This is a genomic window from Pseudodonghicola xiamenensis DSM 18339 (genome assembly GCF_000429365.1).
Lineage (GTDB): Bacteria > Pseudomonadota > Alphaproteobacteria > Rhodobacterales > Rhodobacteraceae > Pseudodonghicola > Pseudodonghicola xiamenensis.
Genome location: NZ_AUBS01000010.1, coordinates 57,523 through 74,998, shown reverse-complemented (window position 1 = coordinate 74,998; position 17,476 = coordinate 57,523). Strand labels below are relative to the sequence as shown.

At 60.8% G+C, this 17,476-nt stretch carries 20 protein-coding genes; 3 read left to right on the top strand and 17 right to left on the bottom strand.

The genetic code is table 11. From position 1 onward, the window contains the following. Window positions 1-10: 10 nt before the first annotated feature. Genes G455_RS26690 through G455_RS0112010 form a run of 6 tightly spaced genes read right to left on the bottom strand, consistent with a single transcriptional unit; the run spans window position 11 to window position 4,138 of the window. The gene (locus G455_RS26690; protein WP_169726939.1) at window positions 11-178 is read right to left on the bottom strand and encodes a hypothetical protein; all 168 of its coding nucleotides are present in this window, start codon (window positions 176-178) and stop codon (window positions 11-13) included. Then, complete coding sequence (locus G455_RS0112030; protein WP_028093941.1) at window positions 175-2,550, bottom strand: VirB4 family type IV secretion/conjugal transfer ATPase; 2,376 nt, start codon at window positions 2,548-2,550, stop codon at window positions 175-177. The genes G455_RS26690 and G455_RS0112030 overlap by 4 nt, the downstream gene beginning before the upstream one ends. Beyond that, window positions 2,540-2,818 carry a type IV secretion system protein VirB3 gene (locus tag G455_RS0112025; protein ID WP_028093940.1) on the bottom strand — a complete coding sequence of 93 codons (279 nt, stop codon included), beginning with the start codon at window positions 2,816-2,818 and terminating at the stop codon, window positions 2,540-2,542. The genes G455_RS0112030 and G455_RS0112025 overlap by 11 nt, the downstream gene beginning before the upstream one ends. 12 nt (window positions 2,819-2,830) lie before the next feature. After that, on the bottom strand, window positions 2,831-3,121 hold the full coding sequence (locus G455_RS0112020; protein WP_009803468.1) for a TrbC/VirB2 family protein: 291 nt from the start codon (window positions 3,119-3,121) through the stop codon (window positions 2,831-2,833). Further along, window positions 3,118-3,738, bottom strand: coding sequence for a lytic transglycosylase domain-containing protein (locus G455_RS0112015; protein ID WP_028093939.1), 621 nt, complete (start codon window positions 3,736-3,738; stop codon window positions 3,118-3,120). The genes G455_RS0112020 and G455_RS0112015 overlap by 4 nt, the downstream gene beginning before the upstream one ends. 43 nt (window positions 3,739-3,781) lie before the next feature. Beyond that, entirely contained in the window at window positions 3,782-4,138 is a 357-nt protein-coding gene (locus G455_RS0112010) for a hypothetical protein (protein WP_028093938.1), read from the bottom strand. A 201-nt stretch (window positions 4,139-4,339) separates the two neighbouring features. Between G455_RS0112010 and G455_RS0112005 the strand changes: the two genes are divergently transcribed. After that, window positions 4,340-4,603, top strand: a complete 264-nt coding sequence (locus G455_RS0112005) for a hypothetical protein (protein WP_189658334.1) — start codon at window positions 4,340-4,342, stop codon at window positions 4,601-4,603. Window positions 4,604-4,759: 156 nt separating this feature from the next. Further along, on the top strand, window positions 4,760-5,017 hold the full coding sequence (locus G455_RS0112000; protein WP_028093936.1) for a helix-turn-helix domain-containing protein: 258 nt from the start codon (window positions 4,760-4,762) through the stop codon (window positions 5,015-5,017). 141 nt (window positions 5,018-5,158) lie between these two features. Here the strand turns inward: G455_RS0112000 and G455_RS0111995 are convergent, their stop codons facing one another. The 11 genes from G455_RS0111995 to G455_RS0111950 form a co-directional block, all read right to left on the bottom strand. Next, window positions 5,159-5,905, bottom strand: coding sequence for a hypothetical protein (locus G455_RS0111995; protein WP_189658333.1), 747 nt, complete (start codon window positions 5,903-5,905; stop codon window positions 5,159-5,161). 125 nt (window positions 5,906-6,030) lie between these two features. Continuing rightward, window positions 6,031-6,267 carry a hypothetical protein gene (locus G455_RS26385; RefSeq protein ID WP_154664377.1) on the bottom strand — a complete coding sequence of 79 codons (237 nt, stop codon included), beginning with the start codon at window positions 6,265-6,267 and terminating at the stop codon, window positions 6,031-6,033. 202 nt (window positions 6,268-6,469) lie between these two features. Beyond that, complete coding sequence (locus G455_RS0111990) at window positions 6,470-7,288, bottom strand: MBL fold metallo-hydrolase (protein WP_028093934.1); 819 nt, start codon at window positions 7,286-7,288, stop codon at window positions 6,470-6,472. A 201-nt stretch (window positions 7,289-7,489) separates the two neighbouring features. Then, a complete protein-coding gene (locus G455_RS23930; protein ID WP_035366645.1) occupies window positions 7,490-8,056 on the bottom strand; it encodes a biotin transporter BioY in 567 nt (188 codons plus the stop codon). 48 nt (window positions 8,057-8,104) lie between these two features. Then, window positions 8,105-9,271: an acyl-CoA dehydrogenase family protein gene (locus tag G455_RS0111980; protein ID WP_035366643.1), complete on the bottom strand. Its 1,167-nt coding sequence runs from the start codon at window positions 9,269-9,271 to the stop codon at window positions 8,105-8,107. After that, a complete protein-coding gene (locus tag G455_RS0111975) occupies window positions 9,268-11,271 on the bottom strand; it encodes an acetyl/propionyl/methylcrotonyl-CoA carboxylase subunit alpha (protein WP_229861758.1) in 2,004 nt (667 codons plus the stop codon). The genes G455_RS0111980 and G455_RS0111975 overlap by 4 nt, the downstream gene beginning before the upstream one ends. Then, window positions 11,268-12,062, bottom strand: coding sequence for a crotonase/enoyl-CoA hydratase family protein (locus tag G455_RS0111970; protein ID WP_028093931.1), 795 nt, complete (start codon window positions 12,060-12,062; stop codon window positions 11,268-11,270). Before G455_RS0111970 ends, G455_RS0111975 begins: the two co-directional genes overlap by 4 nt. 9 nt (window positions 12,063-12,071) lie before the next feature. Continuing rightward, window positions 12,072-13,670, bottom strand: coding sequence for an acyl-CoA carboxylase subunit beta (locus G455_RS0111965; RefSeq protein ID WP_028093930.1), 1,599 nt, complete (start codon window positions 13,668-13,670; stop codon window positions 12,072-12,074). Between the two features lie 4 nt (window positions 13,671-13,674). Next, window positions 13,675-14,304, bottom strand: a complete 630-nt coding sequence (locus G455_RS0111960) for a TetR/AcrR family transcriptional regulator (RefSeq protein WP_028093929.1) — start codon at window positions 14,302-14,304, stop codon at window positions 13,675-13,677. A gap of 180 nt (window positions 14,305-14,484) precedes the next feature. Beyond that, window positions 14,485-15,315 (bottom strand): SDR family NAD(P)-dependent oxidoreductase, encoded by an 831-nt coding sequence (locus tag G455_RS0111955; protein ID WP_028093928.1) that lies wholly within the window; start codon window positions 15,313-15,315, stop codon window positions 14,485-14,487. 24 nt (window positions 15,316-15,339) lie between these two features. Then, entirely contained in the window at window positions 15,340-16,524 is a 1,185-nt protein-coding gene (locus tag G455_RS0111950) for a lipid-transfer protein (RefSeq protein WP_028093927.1), read from the bottom strand. Between the two features lie 243 nt (window positions 16,525-16,767). Between G455_RS0111950 and G455_RS0111945 the strand changes: the two genes are divergently transcribed. Beyond that, window positions 16,768-17,430, top strand: coding sequence for an acyltransferase (locus tag G455_RS0111945; protein WP_229861757.1), 663 nt, complete (start codon window positions 16,768-16,770; stop codon window positions 17,428-17,430). Window positions 17,431-17,476 lie beyond the last annotated feature (46 nt).

Here is a 17,476-nt window from a genome sequence, read left to right as displayed (position 1 = left end):
ATGTGCGACCCTAGACCTCAACGCCGTCTTCCGGGTTTCCGATGGGTGTGAAGATGCAATCCGGCTCGACCTGATCTAGCGAGGCGCGGAAGGCGAAGCAGTTGGCCTGGGGCTCGCGATATTCGGCGCAGGAAGAGAGAACGCCGAGTGCGGCGAGGAGGATGAGGGGTCGGATCATGAGAGCCTCCAGAAATCAGGTCTGTCGCGGTAGTCGGGGCCGGTGAGGGCCTCGCCCTTCTCCATGCCGCCGAGGATGGTGAGGAGGGGGCCGAGGGCGGAGAAGTCGGCGTCGACCACCACGGAGCCGCTGTCGTCGCGGATGAGGGCGAGACGGCTGTCGCTGCCGGTGTTCAGGAGCACGTCGAGCTCTTTCTCGAAGAGGTTCAGCATCGCGTAGTCCGAGGCATGGGCCCGGATGTTGGGGAGCAGGATCTGCGTCGGCACCGCCTCGACGATGGTCTTGCCGGTCCGCGTGCGTTCGAGCTGGCTCGCATATTGCGTCATCATCACCGCGACGGTGTTCTGTTTTCGGGCGGTCACCAGCCAGTTCGAGAGCCGTTCGGCAAAGTATGGGTTGTCGAGCGCCTTCCATGCCTCGTCGATCACGATGATGGTGGGGCGACGGTCCTCGATCTCTCGCTCGATCCGGCGGAAGAGATAGGAGAGTACCGCCATGCGCTCCTTCTCGCTCTCGCTGTCAAGAATACCGGTCAGGTCAAACCCCACGACATCGCCATCAAGGGAGAAGGTGTCCTCGAGGCTCTGGCCGAAGATCCAGCCGTAGCGGCCATCCTCCGTCCATTCGAGGAGCCGTTGGTGCAGGTCGCCATTGTCGTCGGTCGAGACAAAGAGCGAGGCGAAGTCCTTCCAGTTCCGCAAGGCCGGGTTGGTGGCTGTGGCGTTCTGGCGGACCACCTCCTGGATGCGGTTGGTCTGGGCCGGGGTCAGGGGCTTGTCAGAGCGATAGAGGAGCGAGGCGAGCCAATCCGAGAGCCAGGCGGTGCCGCGCTCATCGATTTCGGTCCAGAGCGGGTTGAGACCGGTCGTCTGTCCCGCCTTGATCGAGGCGTAGCGCCCACCATTGGCGCGGACGGCCATCTCCATCCCGAGCCGATAGTCAAAAACGAAGATGCGGGCGCCGACGCGCCGGGCCTGAGTCATCAGAAAGGCCGAGAGGACCGATTTACCAGAACCGGGACGGCCCAGGATCAGGGTATGCCCGCTGGTCGGTTCTTTCTCTGGCGAGCCCTGTTCGTGATAAGAGAAACGATATGCGCTCTGTTCCGGCGTCGGGAAGAGCGTGATCTCCTGGCCCCAGGGCAGCTGGTGTTTCTCCTTGCCGAGCTGGGTGCGATGAAGTGCTGCGAAATCCGCGAAGTTGCGGTTGGTAACGGCGCTGGCGCGCACCCGCTTCGGCTGGTTGCCCGGATGCTGGCTGAAGTAATGCGATTTCGCGGCCATCCGCTCGCCGATCATCTTCACGCCTTCGGCGGCCGCGGCGTTCACGATCTCGGCCCCGAGGGTTTGCAACTCGTCGAGGCTGTCGCAGAAGACGGTCACCACCATGTGGTGCTCACCGAAGCTCTGGCGTTTGGCCTCAAGATCATCATGCGCGATGTCGAGTGCCTCTAGGAGCGACAGAGCGGCGTCTTGCGAGGCTTGCATCTGGCGCTTCTGGCGTTTGATCCGGCCCGCCATCAGGTTCGAATTGATCGGTGTGAAGGAATGGGTGACGATCATGTCGACCGGCAGGTTCAGCATGTCGAACATGGTGCAGGTGGTACCTTCGGCATATTCGCCGATGGTGAAGCTCTTACCGAAGCGATGGCCGACCACGCCGTCAGAGAGCTCGAAATGATCTTCCAGAAACGTCACGCGAGTATTGGCAACGTTGTAGGCCAGAAACCCGTAGCGGTTTGCGGGATAGAGCGGCAGTTCGCGGCCGGTGTTGAGCGCACCGAGGAACCCGACCAACTCGCCAGAGGTCGCCGTGAGGATGCGGGGCTTGAGTTCCGCCAGGCCGGAGTTGAAGACCCCGACCGCCTCCTTGAGGCGTCTGAGCCGTTTCGCGGTCTCTTCCTTGAATCGCTCCGGTGCGGAACGGTTCACGAAGCCGAGGAAGCTTCTGGGCGGTGGGCGCTGGATGATTGTGAGTGTGAGGGTCTTGTCCCGGAGACCTGCCGAGGCCAGCTTTGCGCGCCAGGCATCATCCACCGCCGCCGCGAAGCCGTCCCCCTTGACCGGGAGCAGGTCCGGCGTGATCGACTTCGAGACCTTGTGCACGTAGTAGCTGAACTCGGGGCCCAGCTGCGCGATGATCCGGGCGAAGAGCGCCGTCACCTTGTCGAGATAGGCGTCGTCCGTGGTGTAGCTGTTCACCCCGCTCAGGCGGATGCATTGGAAGAGTTCGTTGACCCGGGTGCGGACTGTCTGATCATCGACGAGGCTGACATAGGGCAGCATGTGCGCGAGGCGTTTCTCGCGGGCATACCAGGCCGGCATGAGGGTGCGTTCATCGACGGTCTCGTCCAGGGCTTCACTATGGCGCATAGCTATCGCCCCCGTGGATGGACCGGTTCCGCGTCGGCGGCGTCTCCTGCATCGCCGTCATCATCACGTCGATGAAACGCGGATCCCAGTCAGCCGCTTTCCAGAGAACCGGATAGAGCACCGCCGTGATGCCCAGGACAACCAGGTGCTGCACCCAGACGAAGAGCAGCACAGAGCCGAAGAGCCAGACCATGGCATACATGATCGGCAGGCCGAGGAGCTTGGGCGGGCGTACGAGGCCCAGAAAGAGCGGCGATCGTTCGGCCACGTTCGCCTCCTCTCACGACCCGAAGACGGCGGCAACGATGGTCGGCGCGGCCGCAACACCCGCGATGCCCACCAGCACCCAGAGGGCTTGGCGCAGATCGATGATGTTGAAGAACCAGCTGAGGAACACGCCGAGGACCGCGAGGGTGGCGATGACGACTCCAAGCGGTCCGGTCAGCGCGTCCACGATGCCCTGAAGCAAGCTCTGAATCGGTGAGAGGTCGATGCTCTGGGCCAGGGCCGGTTCTGCCGCAACGATGAGGAGAGCGGCAAGGGTGATCAGGGATTTCGTCAATGGCTTCATGGGGACGCTCCTTCCAGCCGGTTGAAGACGGCCAGCACCCGCTGGACGTGGTTTTGGGTTTCTCGAAACGGTGGAATGCCGGAATGCTCGCGCACGGCGTCGGGTCCGGCATTGTAGGCGGCGAGCGCGAGTCGCGCGTCGCCAAACTCGGCCAACATCAGGGCGAGGTAACGCGCGGAGCCGTCGAGGTTCTGTTTCCAATCATGGGGGTCGACGGCAAGAGCGCGGGCTGTATCGGGCATCAACTGCCCGAGCCCGACCGCCCCGACATGGGAGACGGCGTGCGGATTGTACGCACTCTCGATCTCGATATTGGCGCGATAGAGGTGGAGCCAGTCCGTGACGGTGATATCGGCTGCACGGAGCCCAGGGTGGCTCGCATAGCGCAGTCCGGTCTCCTCGATCGCGGCGAGGATATCCGGGCGTGGTGTGAGCGCGCGAGGGATCATCGCCGCGACGCGCACCCCTTCACGTCGCTCAGTGCGGCGCTCCTCGCCCAAGATGCGCAAACCGTCCGAAGCCGAGCCAACGCCAACCCCGTCATTGTAGTTGCGCGCGAACCGCTCCTGGGCGCGCGACGGCGAAAGAGAACCGTCCCCCGCCATCACCAGGACCATGTCTGCCGATGCCGGGAGGCCCAGGTAGGAAAGGAAAAGGGCGCTAAGCCCGGCTGGCAGCCATCTCTTCGCTGGAGAGTTTGTGAACCGTCCGCTTGCCCTCTTCCAGAGGCACGTCGGCGTGCGAGAAACCGATCCCTTGCAGGAAGGAGATGACCCCGGTGACGGTCTTGATCTCGCGGATCTTGATGTCGTTGCGCGAGGTTCGGGTCCGGGCCGTGACCAGAAGTTTCTCGATCCCATCGTCGCTGACGGCGCGCATGATCCAGACCCCATGCCAGTTGGGGCCTTTCTTGAAGGCGTCTTCCTTGCAGACAACTTCGACGCGATAGCCGCTGGCGACCAGATCGCGGAATCTGGGTTCGGTGACCACATTCGGGGCTTCTTTTTCTAGGTCCATCACCCGGATCACGTTCTCCAATAGGGCGAATGACCAGGCTTCAGGTGTTGAAGTCCAGGCATACGATGATATAGTATTGGCGCACAAGATAAACTTTTGATGCGACAAGCGGATTGTTGCTCAATTGACGAATAGACGGTTCCCATGCATTTGATCAAGAAAATAAGGGGCTTGGACGCCTTCAGGTTGTGCGTGTCGATCATGGCACAAGCTATACTTCTGGTCGCGTGCCTGGCAGGCGAAGTCTCCGCCGCGTCCTGTTTGCCGCCGCCCAGGCCGTTCGTGCCAAGCGATTCTCAAGCCGCGCGGGACTATGTCGATCTCATCCGCAGCGACTTTGAACTCTACATCCAGGACATCCAAAGCTACTTTCGGTGCCTTGAAGTTGAGCGCGCCCGGGCGTTCGAAGAGGCGCGGGAGGTGAGCCAGGACTACGGGCGTTTCCTGGAGTTGATGGACGAGTGAATTGGCCGCGACCTTTTCGAAGGGCCGCCGTCTTGTGATAACCGTCCGTATCGGCGGCGAGCAATTCGGAGTCTCTATCATCAAGTAAATACCCATTATCCACTTTTTAGATAATCTATAAAGTAGATTAGCCCTGTCACAAGAGGTTTGTGACACGTGGCGAAAACGATCAGGAGTTCGGGACATGAGGCACTTCGCGACGCTTTGATTGCGGCGCGGAAGGTGGCTGGTTTAACGCAGGCGGAGCTCGCTTTGCGTCTGAGATGTCACCAGTCCTTCGTCGCCCGTCTGGAAAGCGGAGAGCGTAGGGTCGACGTGGTTGAGTTGATCGTACTCGCTCGTGCTCTGCAGATCGATGCGGTTACGCTATTGGCGGCAGCCGAGGCGGCGACGGAACTCGATCACCGGATTTAGGACGAGGCGATTGGCTTGTCGCCTCGGACGGTATGACGAGATCAAGCCCCGGTGGGACCGAAGGGCAATGATAAAAACGAATTGTTATGGGGCGCTGCGATGCACGGTCTTTGGTACAGGTTTGGCGCAGAGGCAAACGGCTCAGTAATTCACCTGCTCGAACCCGTAATTGCCCTCGTAGTCGCGCCAGTCGACGAAGACCGAGCGGTGATAGATGGAGGGACAATGATCGCCCCAACGTTCCAAGCCGACATGGGCCTCGGGCAACGCCGCGACGGACGAACGAGACCAGGAAAAATCGCCCTGGATTCCATAGGTGCCGATAAGGACGGATTCGTAACGGCTGCAATCGCTGTCACGGGACTCGTTTTGGCGTGCGTAACGCACATCGTAGACACGGATAGAACGGACGAAATTGAAGTCCGGTCCACTAATGTCGATGTCTGCGCGGTCCTGGATCAGATGCAATGCGAACCCGTCAGGATGGGGTAGGGGGTGGACACCTTGCGACCGCAGGACGACGGGCAAGAGGGTGTCAGCTTTCTCGGGGTCAGATTCCGCAAGGCTCTGAGGCAGAGGAGCAGCGTTGGAGAAGAGGATGTCAAAGACACGCGGAGTGCGACCGGGACCGTCTTCAGGTTTGAAGGAGGCCCCCATGGGGCAACGCCAGATCTGCAGCGGGGGCTCGACAGGCCACGGCGTGATCCGGCGGATGAACTCTGCACGCGCCCGGGAGCAGGGCTCTGATGCCGGCCAGCCGCCGGAGAGGCAGAGTAGGATGGCGCAATCGATCGGGTAGGTCTGGGCCGACGCATTGGTCGAGGCGCCGAAGAGGGAAGCCGTGCTCACAATCGTTGCGAAGGCAAAATGACGAAGAAAACTGCGCATGACGAGGAACTCAGTCGGCTGACGGTCGAATCTGCACCCTGCAATAATATACTATTGTTTGGGGGTCAATTTGTCTGTCGCTATTATTCCGCCGATCGCACATGGAGCGACTATTATGAGATCGTTCACCCGCGCGACAGCTTTTCCAGGAAGCGTGTTACCTCATCCGAAGTAACGGCCTGTGCAGCTGCAAGCATGTCCGGGCGCAGAGGTGGATCGATGTGGTCTGCGGTGCGGGCGGCGCCGATCCAGAGGATCGACAGCTCGGACGTGTTCCACCGATAAACCCAGCCAACCGTCCGGTTGATGCGACTACAGATCAGTCGAGCGACCGGAGCCGCTTCTTCCTTGTTAACACTCACTGGTTCTTGTGTACCTTCATTTTTTCTTAAGGATTGATTGGCTGCAAGAGCGTCTCGCTACGCACCGGCCGTATCCGATCCTAGCCCGGTGAAAGAGGCGGCATCGGCAAAGCCGATGCCGCCAGAGGTTCGCCCACAGGGAGGAGGTAGAGGGCGAAATTCAAATGATTTCAATGTTTTGTTGCTAGTCGCATAACGCGTCTTATGTTAATTTCCAGACTCCGCCATCTTGTACCACCCGCGACTCAGACAACAGCTTCTCCAGATGCGCCGCAACGTTTCGTTCTGCGGCCATTGCGATATGTGGGTCGGTTTTCTGGTAGACGGAAGCGGCGATATTCTGGACCGAACCCGGGGTGTTTGAGAGGTGGGCGAGGATCTCCGCCTCGCGACGCATGCGGTTGGAAAGCAACCGTTTGACGTAAGGTTGCGGATCCCGGAGTATAGGTCCGTGCCCCGGACAGTAGATCCTATCGTCGCGCTCAATCAGCCGCTGTAGCTGCGCGCAGTAGTCGTGCATGTTTCCGTCAGGGGGGCTGACGATCGAACTGTTCCAGCTCATAACGTGGTCGCCCGTGAAGAGCACTCCGTCAGGTCTCGCGAAACAAAGGTGGTCGCTCGCGTGACCAGGTGTGTGCAGGACGGTAAGACCGGCAATGACCTGTCCGTCCTCCAGAAACCGGTCAGGTCGAAATGCATCGTCAGGGAATGCCCGTGAGGCATAAACAGGTGCGTCTGTCCGTGCTCGCAGGGCTGGGACGACTCCAAAATGATCAGAATGGTGGTGTGTGAGCAGAATCCCGGATGGTTTGGCCCCCAAATTTTCGATGATTGCCTCGAAATGTGTACTGTCTTCTGCTGGGCCGGGGTCGATTATGAACCGACCATCAGGCGTATCAATGATGTAGCTATTTGTCCCGTGGTAGGTCATCTTTCCGGGATTGTTCGCGACGATCCTCAGAATTCCAGGGGCCAATTCGACTCCCTTCGCGCGGCAAGGCTCCGGCTCTGAGAAAAACATGCTGCTTCTTTTCATTGTGTGCGACCAGTTATTGATTGCGAACAATCCGGTTCGCACAGTTTTGTGCGTTGCTCTCGCATGGCGCCGGAAACCTCAGGCTGGCGTCCGGTGCCTACCAAATCTGGCATCGGACCATTTCAACTTATATCGGACTAAGACCGTATGAGACTAAAACAGTCTGATACGGTCTTGGGCTGGCAGTCACACAGCGCGGCGATTATGGTAAGCAGAATACAGAACTACAGCAATTGTCGCCTTCGTCAGATCCCCGATCAGGAATGGGTAAAGCCCGGCGTTCAGCAATTCCTCGCCATAACCGACAAAGCCACCCAACCAGAACAGCCCTGCGCAATACATGAGTATCGAGCCCGAAAAGACCGCGACAGATGCTCTGAATGAAGGCCAAAGTCCTTGCAGTGCTTGAACAACCCAACCGGCAGCCGCCGCTGCAAGTGCGAAGCCTACCAGGTATCCGCCTGTGGGACCCGCGATATATGCCAGTCCTGCCGGAGCCGGAGGCGTGCCTGCGAAGACCGGCAGGCCAAGCAGACCTTCAAAAAGGTATGTCACAACAACAAGACTACTACGCACCGGCCCCAGGAAAAGACCCAGACCCAAGACAACCAAGGTCTGTGTAGACATAGGTACGGGGTAGAACGGCACCACGATTTTGGCGGATATTGTCAGAAGAATTGTGCCGACGAGTATTATCGAGATCTCTCGGGTCAGTCTTGCGACTGATCGGCTTTGAGTGGTTTCCAGATTCATCTTTTTCGTCCTTGTTTCTGTAGATTGTTACTTTTTTGGATAGTAAGCTCACATGCGCTTGGCGACTTCTTCCAACATGACTTCGCTCGCCCCGCCGCCGATGGCCTGCACACGGGCATCGCGTGACATGCGTTCCACCGGTGTTTCGCGCATATAGCCCATACCGCCATGAAACTGGACGCAGTCATAGAGCACGCTGTTCACCAGTTCGCCGCAATAGGCTTTGACCATCGAGACCTCTTTCACGCAGTCACGGCCCGCGGCATCCAAACCGGCGGCGTGATAGACCAGCTGACGCCCTGCCACGATCCGCGTCTGACAGTCGGCCAGTCGCTGGCGCACGGCCTGCTTGTCCCAAAGAGCGCCGCCAAAGGCCTTGCGCTGCTTGACGTAATCCACAGTTATGTCCAGCGCGGTTTGCGCCTCGGCACAGGCCATCGCACCCAGCACGATGCGTTCGTTCTGGAAGTTCTTCATTACCGAATAGAAGCCGTGGTTGACCTCGCCCAAAACGTTTTCGGTCGGGATGCGGACTTCTTCGAAGATCAGTTCGGCAGTGTCCGAGCACAGCCAGCCGGTCTTATTCAACGCCCGGCCCACCGAAAAGCCCGGCGTGCCCTTTTCGACCGCGAACATGGTGATCCCGCGCGACCCCTTGGCATCGGGATCGGTCTTGGCACCGACAAAGTAGAGATCGCCATGCACGCCGTTGGTGATGAACATCTTGGTGCCGTTCAGCACCCAGTCCGACCCGTCCCGCACCGCGCGGGTGCGCATGCCGGCCACGTCCGAGCCCGCGCCCGGTTCAGTCACAGCAACGGCGGTGATCATTTCGCCCGAGACGATCGACGGCATCCAGCGCGCCTTCTGTTCGGGCGTGCCGGCGTTTTCCAGATGCGGCGAGGCCATGTCGGTGTGGACCAGAACCGTGGCCGAGAACCCGCCGAAAGTGGATCGCCCGACCTCTTCGGCCAAAACCACGCTGGACATCACGTCCAGCCCCGCGCCGCCATACTGTTCGTCATAGCGCATCCCCAGCACGCCGAGATCACCCATCCGGCGCAGCACGTCGCGGGGTACCTTGCCCTCCTCCTCCCAAGGCTCGGCCTTGGCGATCACCTCGGCTTCAATGAACCGGCGCAACTGGTTGCGGATCAACTCGAGGTCTTCGTTGAACGGGCCGGTGACCTGAGTAATGCTGTCTTGTCTGGTCATGTGTTTTCCTCTGGATCGAGTTTGATAAGTGGGGCGTGCCCGGCGACCGTATCGCCGGGTGCACAATAGATTTCAGTCACCACGCCCGCGACCGGCGCGGGCAGGCTTTGCAACAGCTTCATGGCCTCAAGCACCACCAGGGTGTCACCGGCTTTGACGCGGTCGCCGAGTGCGACGCGCACCTCGGCCACGGCGCCGGGCATGGGTGCGGACAACAGGTCAGCGACGCCAGACCCGCCGGTGGCACGTTGCAGATGCTGGTCTTCCAGCGTACGCAGGTCTGTCGCGGTCATTCCAGCAGGGGTTTGCAGGTGCACTCGCCAGTGACTCGGCGCGCGCACGACGTAAGCGATGCGCGAAAACGGAACCCCATCGATGCGTCCGCTCAGTCGGCATCCTGTTAAAGCGGCACTCTCGACCGTGATGGTCTGGCCGTCCGGCTGAATGGCAGTCAACCCCGACCCGGAGCCGTTCATGCGGATCGGTTCGTCTTTGGTTGTGTCCCAATAGAAGGCCGCGCCGGACTGTCTCGCAGGGGCTGTGAGTCGCCATGACCCCAGGCTTTCCCAGGGCGACGCGCCCGCCGGCACGAGACGCAGATGCAGCGCCATCGCGGCAAAGGCCATGTCCCGGGGATCAGCGGACGGTTCAGTCCAGCCGCCTGGAAACATCTCGGGCAGGCCCGAGGTATGGTGACGGAACGCCTCAAAATCCGGGTGTGTCAGCAACGCGCGCTGATAGGCCAGGTTCAGACCGACGCCACCGACGGCAAAGGCATCCATTGCGACGACCGCCTGACGGATCGCACCGGCCCGGTCCGGCGCGTGGACGATCAGCTTGGCAATCATCGAATCGTAATGGTGGCTGACGACCGAGCCTGCCTCGACCCCGGTATCGAGCCGCACGCCGGCGGGCGGAGCCCAAAGGCTGATCTCGCCCGTTTCGGGGCGGAAATTCTCGGCCGGGTTTTCGGCGGCGATGCGGATTTCAATCGCGTGCCCGTCGAATTTCACATCCGATTGCGCCAGTGTCAGCGGCTCGCCCCGCGCGATGCGCAACTGCCATTCAACAAGGTCGATGCCGGTGATTGCCTCAGTCACGGGGTGTTCGACCTGCAAGCGGGTGTTCATTTCCAGAAAGTAGTATTCACCGCGCCCGGGGTCATAGAGGTATTCCACCGTCCCGGCGGAGCGATAGCCGATCGCCAGCGCCAACCGCACCGCTGCAGCACGCATGCGGTCGCGCACAGCCTCGGGAAGATCGGCGGCGGGGGCTTCTTCGATCAGCTTTTGGTGGTTGCGTTGCAGCGAACAATCGCGGTCGCCCAGATGCAGCACGGTGCCGTGAGTGTCGCCCAGAACCTGCACTTCGACGTGGCGGGCACGGGGCGCATAGCGTTCGAGGAACACCGCCGGATCGCCGAAGGCGCTCTGCGCTTCGGCCCGGGCAGATGCAATCGCTTCGGGTGCGTCGCCCAGATCGGAGACAAGCCGCATCCCGCGTCCGCCGCCGCCGGCGCTGGCCTTGACCAGAAAGGGGGTGCCAAGCGCCTCGGCCTCTTGCAGCAGGCGCGCGTCGGACTGATCCTCGCCGCGATAGCCGGGCAGGACGGGCACGCCTGCGGCTTCGGCGGCAGCCTTGGCCTCGATCTTGGAGCCCATCCGCGCGATAGCGTCGGGTTCCGGCCCGATGAACACAAGGCCCGCCGCCTCGACCGCCGCCGCGAAACCGGCATTCTCAGACAGAAAACCATAGCCCGGGTGCACCGCACCCGCGCCCGTCGCCCGCGCGGCCTCAAGGATGGCCTCGACGTTCAAATAACTGTCCGACGGGGCGGCCCCACCGATGCAGACGGCATGATCGGCCTCGGCCACGAAGGGCGCGTCGCGGTCCGCGTCCGAAAACACCGCTACGTTTTCCAGCCCCAGTTTGCGGCACCCGCGCTGGATGCGCCGGGCAATCTCGCCCCGGTTGGCGATCAAAACGCGGGTGAAGCTCATTTCACCCGCCATGACGGAACGCCCTTGTTGATGAAGCTGTTGATGCCTTCGATACCTTCCTCCGTCTCCCACGCATCGGCCAGCCGGTCGGCGGTGTAGATCATGTTGGTCTCCAGATCGTGGGACGCGACATAGGCGATCAGCGCCTTGGTATCGGCCACGGCACCCGGCGCGGCCTGAAGGTGATCATGCACCAACCGGTTCACCGTGGCGTCCAGGTCGGCCGGCGCGACAACTTCGGTCAACAGACCGATCCGCTCGGCACGGACCGTGTCGAACAACGCCCCCGACAGCATGGTTTCACGCGAATGCACCTTGCCGATGCGGGCCACCACATAAGGCGATATATTCGCGGGCAGAAGGCCCAGTTTGACCTCGGTCAGACCGAAGCGCGCGTCTTCGGCGCCGATGGTGTAGTCGCAGACGGAGATCATGCCGACACCGCCACCGTAGGCCGGGCCGTTGATCCGCCCGATCAAGGGCTTAGGCAGCGTGTCAAGACGGCGCAACAGCAGCGCCAGCGTGGCGCTTTGTGCGACCCTTTCACTACGGGTTTTCTTGACGTTAGAGGCGAACCAGTTGAAATCGCCGCCCGCGCAGAAGCTCTTGCCCGCGCCGGTCAGGACCACAATACGCACATCGTCATCTGCAGCCAGCTTTTCTGCGGCATCGTATAGCTCTGCGATCAATTCGCCATTCAGCGCGTTGTGTTTGTCGGGGCGGTTGAGCGTCAGCGTGGCGACGCCGCGCGCATCAGTTTCGACAAGGATCGTGTTGTAGGTATTGGTCAACTTGAAGCCTCACATTCTGAATACAGGCGTATGGCGACCGGCTTCGGGCACCGATGTCACGATGGCCAGGCACAGGCCAAGGATATCGCGGGTTTGCGCGGGTTCGATCAGCCCGTCATCCCAAAGCCGCGAGGTGGCATAATAGGGATCGGACTGTTCAGCATACTGGGCCCGAACCTGCTCCTCGATCAGCTTCATGTCGGCCTCCATCTTGCCCGGGTCGCCCCCTTTCTGGCGGCGCAGTTCCAGCATCACATTTGTGGCGATGTCGGCAGACATGGTGGCCAGTTCCGCCGTGGGCCAGGCAAAGAGAAAATTCGGGGCGAAACCACGTCCGCACATGCCGTAGTTGCCTGCCCCGTATGAGCCGCCCAAGAGGACCGACAGGCGCGGCACCTTGGCAACCGACATGGCATAGACCAGCTTGGCACTGTCTTTGGCAATGCCGCCGCGCTCGGCTTCGGTGCCGACCATGAAGCCCGAGATGTTGTGGAGGAACAAAAGCGGTATGTTGCGTTGATCGCACATCGACACGAATTGCGCGCCCTTGAGCGAACTGTTGGACACAAGCGCCCCATTATTTGCGAGAATGCCCACTCGATAGCCGTGAATCCGCGCGGTGCCGCAGACCAGCGTCTCACCCCATCCGGGCTTGAATTCGCGGAATTCGCCGGCGTCGATCATGCGCAGCAGAACCTCGCGCATGTCATAGGGCTGTTTGCGATCGGCGCTGATGACGCCAAGCAGTTCCTCTGGGTTGCGCGCCGGCGGCGCGCAGGTTGCATCGGGACCCATCGGGCGCGACAGGCCCAGTTCGGATACGATGTCGCGCATCAGAGCAAGCGCATGATACTCGTCCTCGGCCAGATGGTCAGACACACCGGAGACGCGCGAATGCATCTCGGCCCCCCCCAATGTTTCTCCATCAACCTCTTCGTTGATCGCCACCTTGACGATCGAGGGGCCGCCCAGATGGATGCGTGCATTGCCGCGTACCATGATGACTTCGTCCGACAGGGCCGGGATATAGGCCCCACCGGCCGTGCAGCCTCCAAAGACCGCCGAGATCTGCGGCAGGCCGCTCGCGGACATGTTGGTTTGACGATAAAAGGAATTGCCGAAATGGCGGGCATCGGGGAAAACCCGGTCCTGCTCTGGCAGATAGGCACCGCCGCAATCCACCAGATAGAGGCAGGGCAGCCGGTTCTCGGCTGCGATTTCCTGGGCGCGGATGTGTTTCTGCACGGTTTCGTGATAGAAAGACCCACCCTTCACTGTCGCATCGTTGGCGATCACAACGCAGGGAAGCCCGTGGACGATCCCGATACCGGTCACGATTCCCGCACCGGGCACCTCGCCCCCGTATTGACCGTAGGCGGCAAGCGACGACAGCTCAAGAAACGCAGTGCCCGTATCCACCAGCAGGTCGATCCGTTCGCGAACCAACAGCTTGCTGCGCTTGCGATGCCGCGCGACCATGTCGGGGCGGCCGCCAGCCGTTGCTTCGGCGATCCGCGCGCGCAGCATTTCGACGCGCTCGCTTTGTGCGGCGTGGTTGCGGGTGTAGGTCTCTGATGCGGTCAGCACCGCTGTTTCAAGACGTGCCATGAAGTTAGGTATCCTGTCTTTGGAGTATCCCGTTGAGGAACACATCGGCATAGGTGCGTGACAACGCATCGGCGCTACCGCGGTCCGGGTCGAACCAATCGAGCGTGGCGTTCAATGTACCGATCAGCATCAGGCGCAGGCGACGGATATCGACGTCTTGCTTCAGCGTGCCATCTTTCTTAAGCTGGGACAGAAGACTGTCCCACTCTGCCTCATAGGCCCTGCGCGTGGGCAAGTTGGCATCCCGGACGGATTGCGGCACCTGCCCGAAAATACGCACATTCGCCGATGTATAATCGCTCACATCAAGAAGCGCGCGCAAATGCGCCCGGATCGCAGAGCGCAGGATCGTTTCGCCATCGGTATCGGCTGGCAGGTCGGTGATGGCGTCTCTCATACTCGCGTGAACGACCCGAATCCCTGCATCAAGAACGGCCGCGACGATCTCGTCCTTGGAACCGAAATGATAGTATATGCTACCCGCCTTGATCCCGGCGGCCTCGGCAATTTTTCGGAGCGAAACGGACCCGTAGCCTTGTTCGCGGAAAAGCCGCGCGGCAATGTCCAGCACCCCGTCCCGTCCGACCGCGCTGCGCGATGTCTCGTTGACTTTGCTTGCAGTGCTTTGTGCCATAGACCTTCGTTTCGCCTCAGCGCCTAACTAACGACTGTTAGGTCAATAGCGCAAGTGAGTCAATCGTCTTAATCGTGCCCGATTGGAGTTTGCGGGAAATTCCGCATGGGCGACCGCCAAGAGGCCGCCCAGACAACAATGTGCTTGCCCGGACCCCGTTATCGGCTCCGGGCAAATGCTTTAGATCACGAAACCGCCGCCGCAGATGATGTGCTGCCCGGAAATGAAGTTCGATTCGGGTGCACAGAACAGATAGACGGCACCGGCTGCCTCTTCCGGCGTGCCGACCCGGCCTAGCGGGATCATGCGCTCCATCTGGGTTAGAAGGTCGGGATTCACGCCGACCTTGATCTCTTTTTCCTCGACCTGGATCGTGCTGTCTCCGTCGGCGCTGCCCTCGGTCAGGCGGGTGCGGATCGGGCCGAAAGCCACGGCATTGACGTTGACCTTGTAGCGGCCCCATTCCTTGGCCATCGTCCGGGTGACACCCAGAATGCCGGCCTTGGCGGCGGAATAGTTGATCTGGCCAGCATTGCCGCCGGTCCCTGCGATGGACGAGATGTTGACCACCTTGCGGAACACTTCCTGTCCGGCGGCGGCCTCTTCCTTGGCCTTGGCGCTGATCACCGGCTGCGCGGCGCGCAGGATCCTGAAGGGGGCCGTCAGGTGAACGTCGATGATCGCCTGCCATTGTTCGTCGGTCATTTTCTGAACGACGCTGTCCCAAGTATAGCCCGCATTGTTCACGATGATGTCCAGCCCGCCAAAGCTGTCCATGCCGGCCTTGATGAACCGTTCGGCAAAACCGTCCTCGGTGACGCTGCCGACACAGACCACGGCCTCGGCTCCCGTTGCGCGCACCGCCTCGGCGGTTTCATTGGCCGGATCGGCATCCAGATCGTTGATCACCAGCCGGGCCCCTTCCGAGGCCAGTTTGAGAGCGATTTCGTGGCCAATGCCCCGGCCCGAGCCCGAGACCAGCGCCACGCGCCCGTCGAGTTTTCCAGTCATATTGATTCCTCCCGAAAGGCGCTATCAGGCTTTTTCATAAAGCGTGGTGACGCAGGCCCCGCCGAGGCCCAGATTGTGCTGAAGCGCCAGACGTGCGCCATCAACCTGGCGCGCATCTGCCTGGCCGCGAAGCTGCTGAACGAGCTCGGTACATTGCGCTAGGCCGGTCGCCCCAAGCGGATGGCCTTTGGACAAAAGGCCGCCCGACGGGTTGGTCACGTATTTTCCGCCGTAGGTGTTGTCGCCATCATCAACGAATTTCGCCGCTTCGCCGCGACCGCAAAGACCAAGCGCTTCATAGGTGATCAGCTCGTTGTGGGCGAAACAGTCGTGCAGTTCGACCACATCCACGTCCTCAGGCCCGATGCCCGCCGCCTCGTAGACCTGATCGGCGGCGCGCTTGGCCATCGAAAAGCCGACCACTTCGCGCATGTCATGGGCTTCGAAAGTTTCCGGGCCGTCCGTCGTCATGGCCTGCGCCGAGATCCGAACCGAACTGTCCAGTCCGTGCTTGTCGGCGAATTCCTTGGAACAAATGATCGCGGCGGCCGCGCCACAGGTTGGCGGACAGGCCATGAGCTTGGTCATGACGCCGGGCCAGACGACCTGGGCGGCCATGACGTCTTCCGCCGTCACCTCCTGCCGGAACAGGGCAACCGGATTTTTGGCCGCATGTCGGCTGGCCTTGGCGCGGATTTTTGCGAAGGTTTCCAGGGGGGTGCCGAACTCGTCCATATGCGCCTTGCCCGCACCGCCGAAGTACCGCAGTGCCAGTGGGATCTCGGCACTGCCAACCAGTTCGTCGGTTTCTGCGTCGAAAGCTGCAAACGGGCTGACCCGGTCATGGAACATTGCACCGATTGCGCCGGGCTGCATCTGCTCGAACCCAAGCGCCAGAGCACATTCCACCGCGCCGCTTTCCACGGCCTGACGCGCCAGGAACAGGGCGGACGACCCCGTCGAGCAGTTGTTGTTCACATTCAGAACCGGGATGCCGGTCATTCCAACATGGTACAGGGCGCGCTGGCCGCAAGTGCTGTCGCCATAGACATAGCCCACATAGGCCTGTTGGATTTTGTCGTAGTCCAGACCCGCGTCGGCCAGAGCGGACCGGGTCGCCGCGGTTGCCATCACATCGTAGCTCTCGGATTTCCCCGGCTTCTGGAACGGGACCATCCCGACGCCGACGACATAGGCTTTATCTGACATTTCTCTCTCTCAGGTTTGGACTGGCCTGAATTATACAAGTGCCATTGCATTTTCTACCGTTTGTTAGAATTTACATGACGCCACGCGGACCTGTCAACACGATCACACTGTGGAGTATGGTGCTTGTCGAAGTTTCTAACATATGTTTGGTTGTTCGCGCTGCCTGTCTCGGAAGTCCGGGCAATTTTCGGTCCAGACCTCTGAGTCTGACCATGGCCTGACACAGCGAATGATGCATTTGGGATGTCTGGATTTCGCGACCATTGGTTTACAGACTACGAAAGGGCAAGAAAAATGGCGCATTGCTATGAATTCAAAGGGTTTATACCCGTTGTTCCCGATGATACATATGTCCATCCTCAGGCCGTTCTGATCGGAAATGTCATCTTGGGTCATGGATGCTACATCGGACCCGGCGCAAGCCTGCGGGGCGATTTCGGCAGAATCGTGATCGGGGATGGAGCCAATGTTCAGGATAACTGCATCATCCATTCCTTTCCCGGCCGCGACGCCGTCGTGGAAACCGACGGTCACATCGGCCATGGCGCGATCCTGCACGGCTGCACAATTGGCCGGAACGCTCTGGTCGGAATGAATTCCGTCATTATGGATGGTGTAGAGCTAGGGGCGGAATCGATTGTCGGCGCGCAGGCGTTTGTGCGTGGCGAAACCGTGATTCCGCCGCGTTCGATGGTGGTGGGATCGCCGGCAAAGGTGATCCGCGAGGTCAGCGAGAAAGAAGTCGCGTGGAAAACACGCGGCACCGCGGAATACCAGCAACTTGCGCGCGACTGTCTGGCCGGATTGACGCCGGTCGAACCGCTGAAGGCGGTCGAGGCAGACCGGCCCGGGATGGTGGCCTCTGACGTCGTCTCCATTCAGGAGGCGCGGCGGACATCGTCCTGACCTCTCCAGGCACCGGACCGGGGCGGGTTTAAGAAGCGGCCCGAAG

Excerpts from the sequence above, each read along its gene's own strand:
- G455_RS26690 (WP_169726939.1), bottom strand. The coding sequence starts at position 178 with ATGATCCGACCCCTCATCCTCCTCGCCGCACTCGGCGTTCTCTCTTCC.
- G455_RS0112030 (WP_028093941.1), bottom strand. The coding sequence starts at position 2,550 with ATGCGCCATAGTGAAGCCCTGGACGAGACCGTCGATGAACGCACCCTC.
- G455_RS0112020 (WP_009803468.1), bottom strand. The coding sequence starts at position 3,121 with ATGAAGCCATTGACGAAATCCCTGATCACCCTTGCCGCTCTCCTCATC.
- G455_RS0112015 (WP_028093939.1), bottom strand. The coding sequence starts at position 3,738 with ATGGTCCTGGTGATGGCGGGGGACGGTTCTCTTTCGCCGTCGCGCGCC.
- G455_RS0112010 (WP_028093938.1), bottom strand. The coding sequence starts at position 4,138 with ATGGACCTAGAAAAAGAAGCCCCGAATGTGGTCACCGAACCCAGATTC.
- G455_RS0112005 (WP_189658334.1), top strand. The coding sequence starts at position 4,340 with ATGGCACAAGCTATACTTCTGGTCGCGTGCCTGGCAGGCGAAGTCTCC.
- G455_RS0111995 (WP_189658333.1), bottom strand. The coding sequence starts at position 5,905 with ATGCGCAGTTTTCTTCGTCATTTTGCCTTCGCAACGATTGTGAGCACG.
- G455_RS0111990 (WP_028093934.1), bottom strand. The coding sequence starts at position 7,288 with ATGTTTTTCTCAGAGCCGGAGCCTTGCCGCGCGAAGGGAGTCGAATTG.
- G455_RS23930 (WP_035366645.1), bottom strand. The coding sequence starts at position 8,056 with ATGAATCTGGAAACCACTCAAAGCCGATCAGTCGCAAGACTGACCCGA.
- G455_RS0111980 (WP_035366643.1), bottom strand. The coding sequence starts at position 9,271 with ATGACCAGACAAGACAGCATTACTCAGGTCACCGGCCCGTTCAACGAA.
- G455_RS0111975 (WP_229861758.1), bottom strand. The coding sequence starts at position 11,271 with ATGAGCTTCACCCGCGTTTTGATCGCCAACCGGGGCGAGATTGCCCGG.
- G455_RS0111965 (WP_028093930.1), bottom strand. The coding sequence starts at position 13,670 with ATGGCACGTCTTGAAACAGCGGTGCTGACCGCATCAGAGACCTACACC.
- G455_RS0111960 (WP_028093929.1), bottom strand. The coding sequence starts at position 14,304 with ATGGCACAAAGCACTGCAAGCAAAGTCAACGAGACATCGCGCAGCGCG.
- G455_RS0111955 (WP_028093928.1), bottom strand. The coding sequence starts at position 15,315 with ATGACTGGAAAACTCGACGGGCGCGTGGCGCTGGTCTCGGGCTCGGGC.
- G455_RS0111950 (WP_028093927.1), bottom strand. The coding sequence starts at position 16,524 with ATGTCAGATAAAGCCTATGTCGTCGGCGTCGGGATGGTCCCGTTCCAG.
- G455_RS0111945 (WP_229861757.1), top strand. The coding sequence starts at position 16,768 with ATGTCTGGATTTCGCGACCATTGGTTTACAGACTACGAAAGGGCAAGA.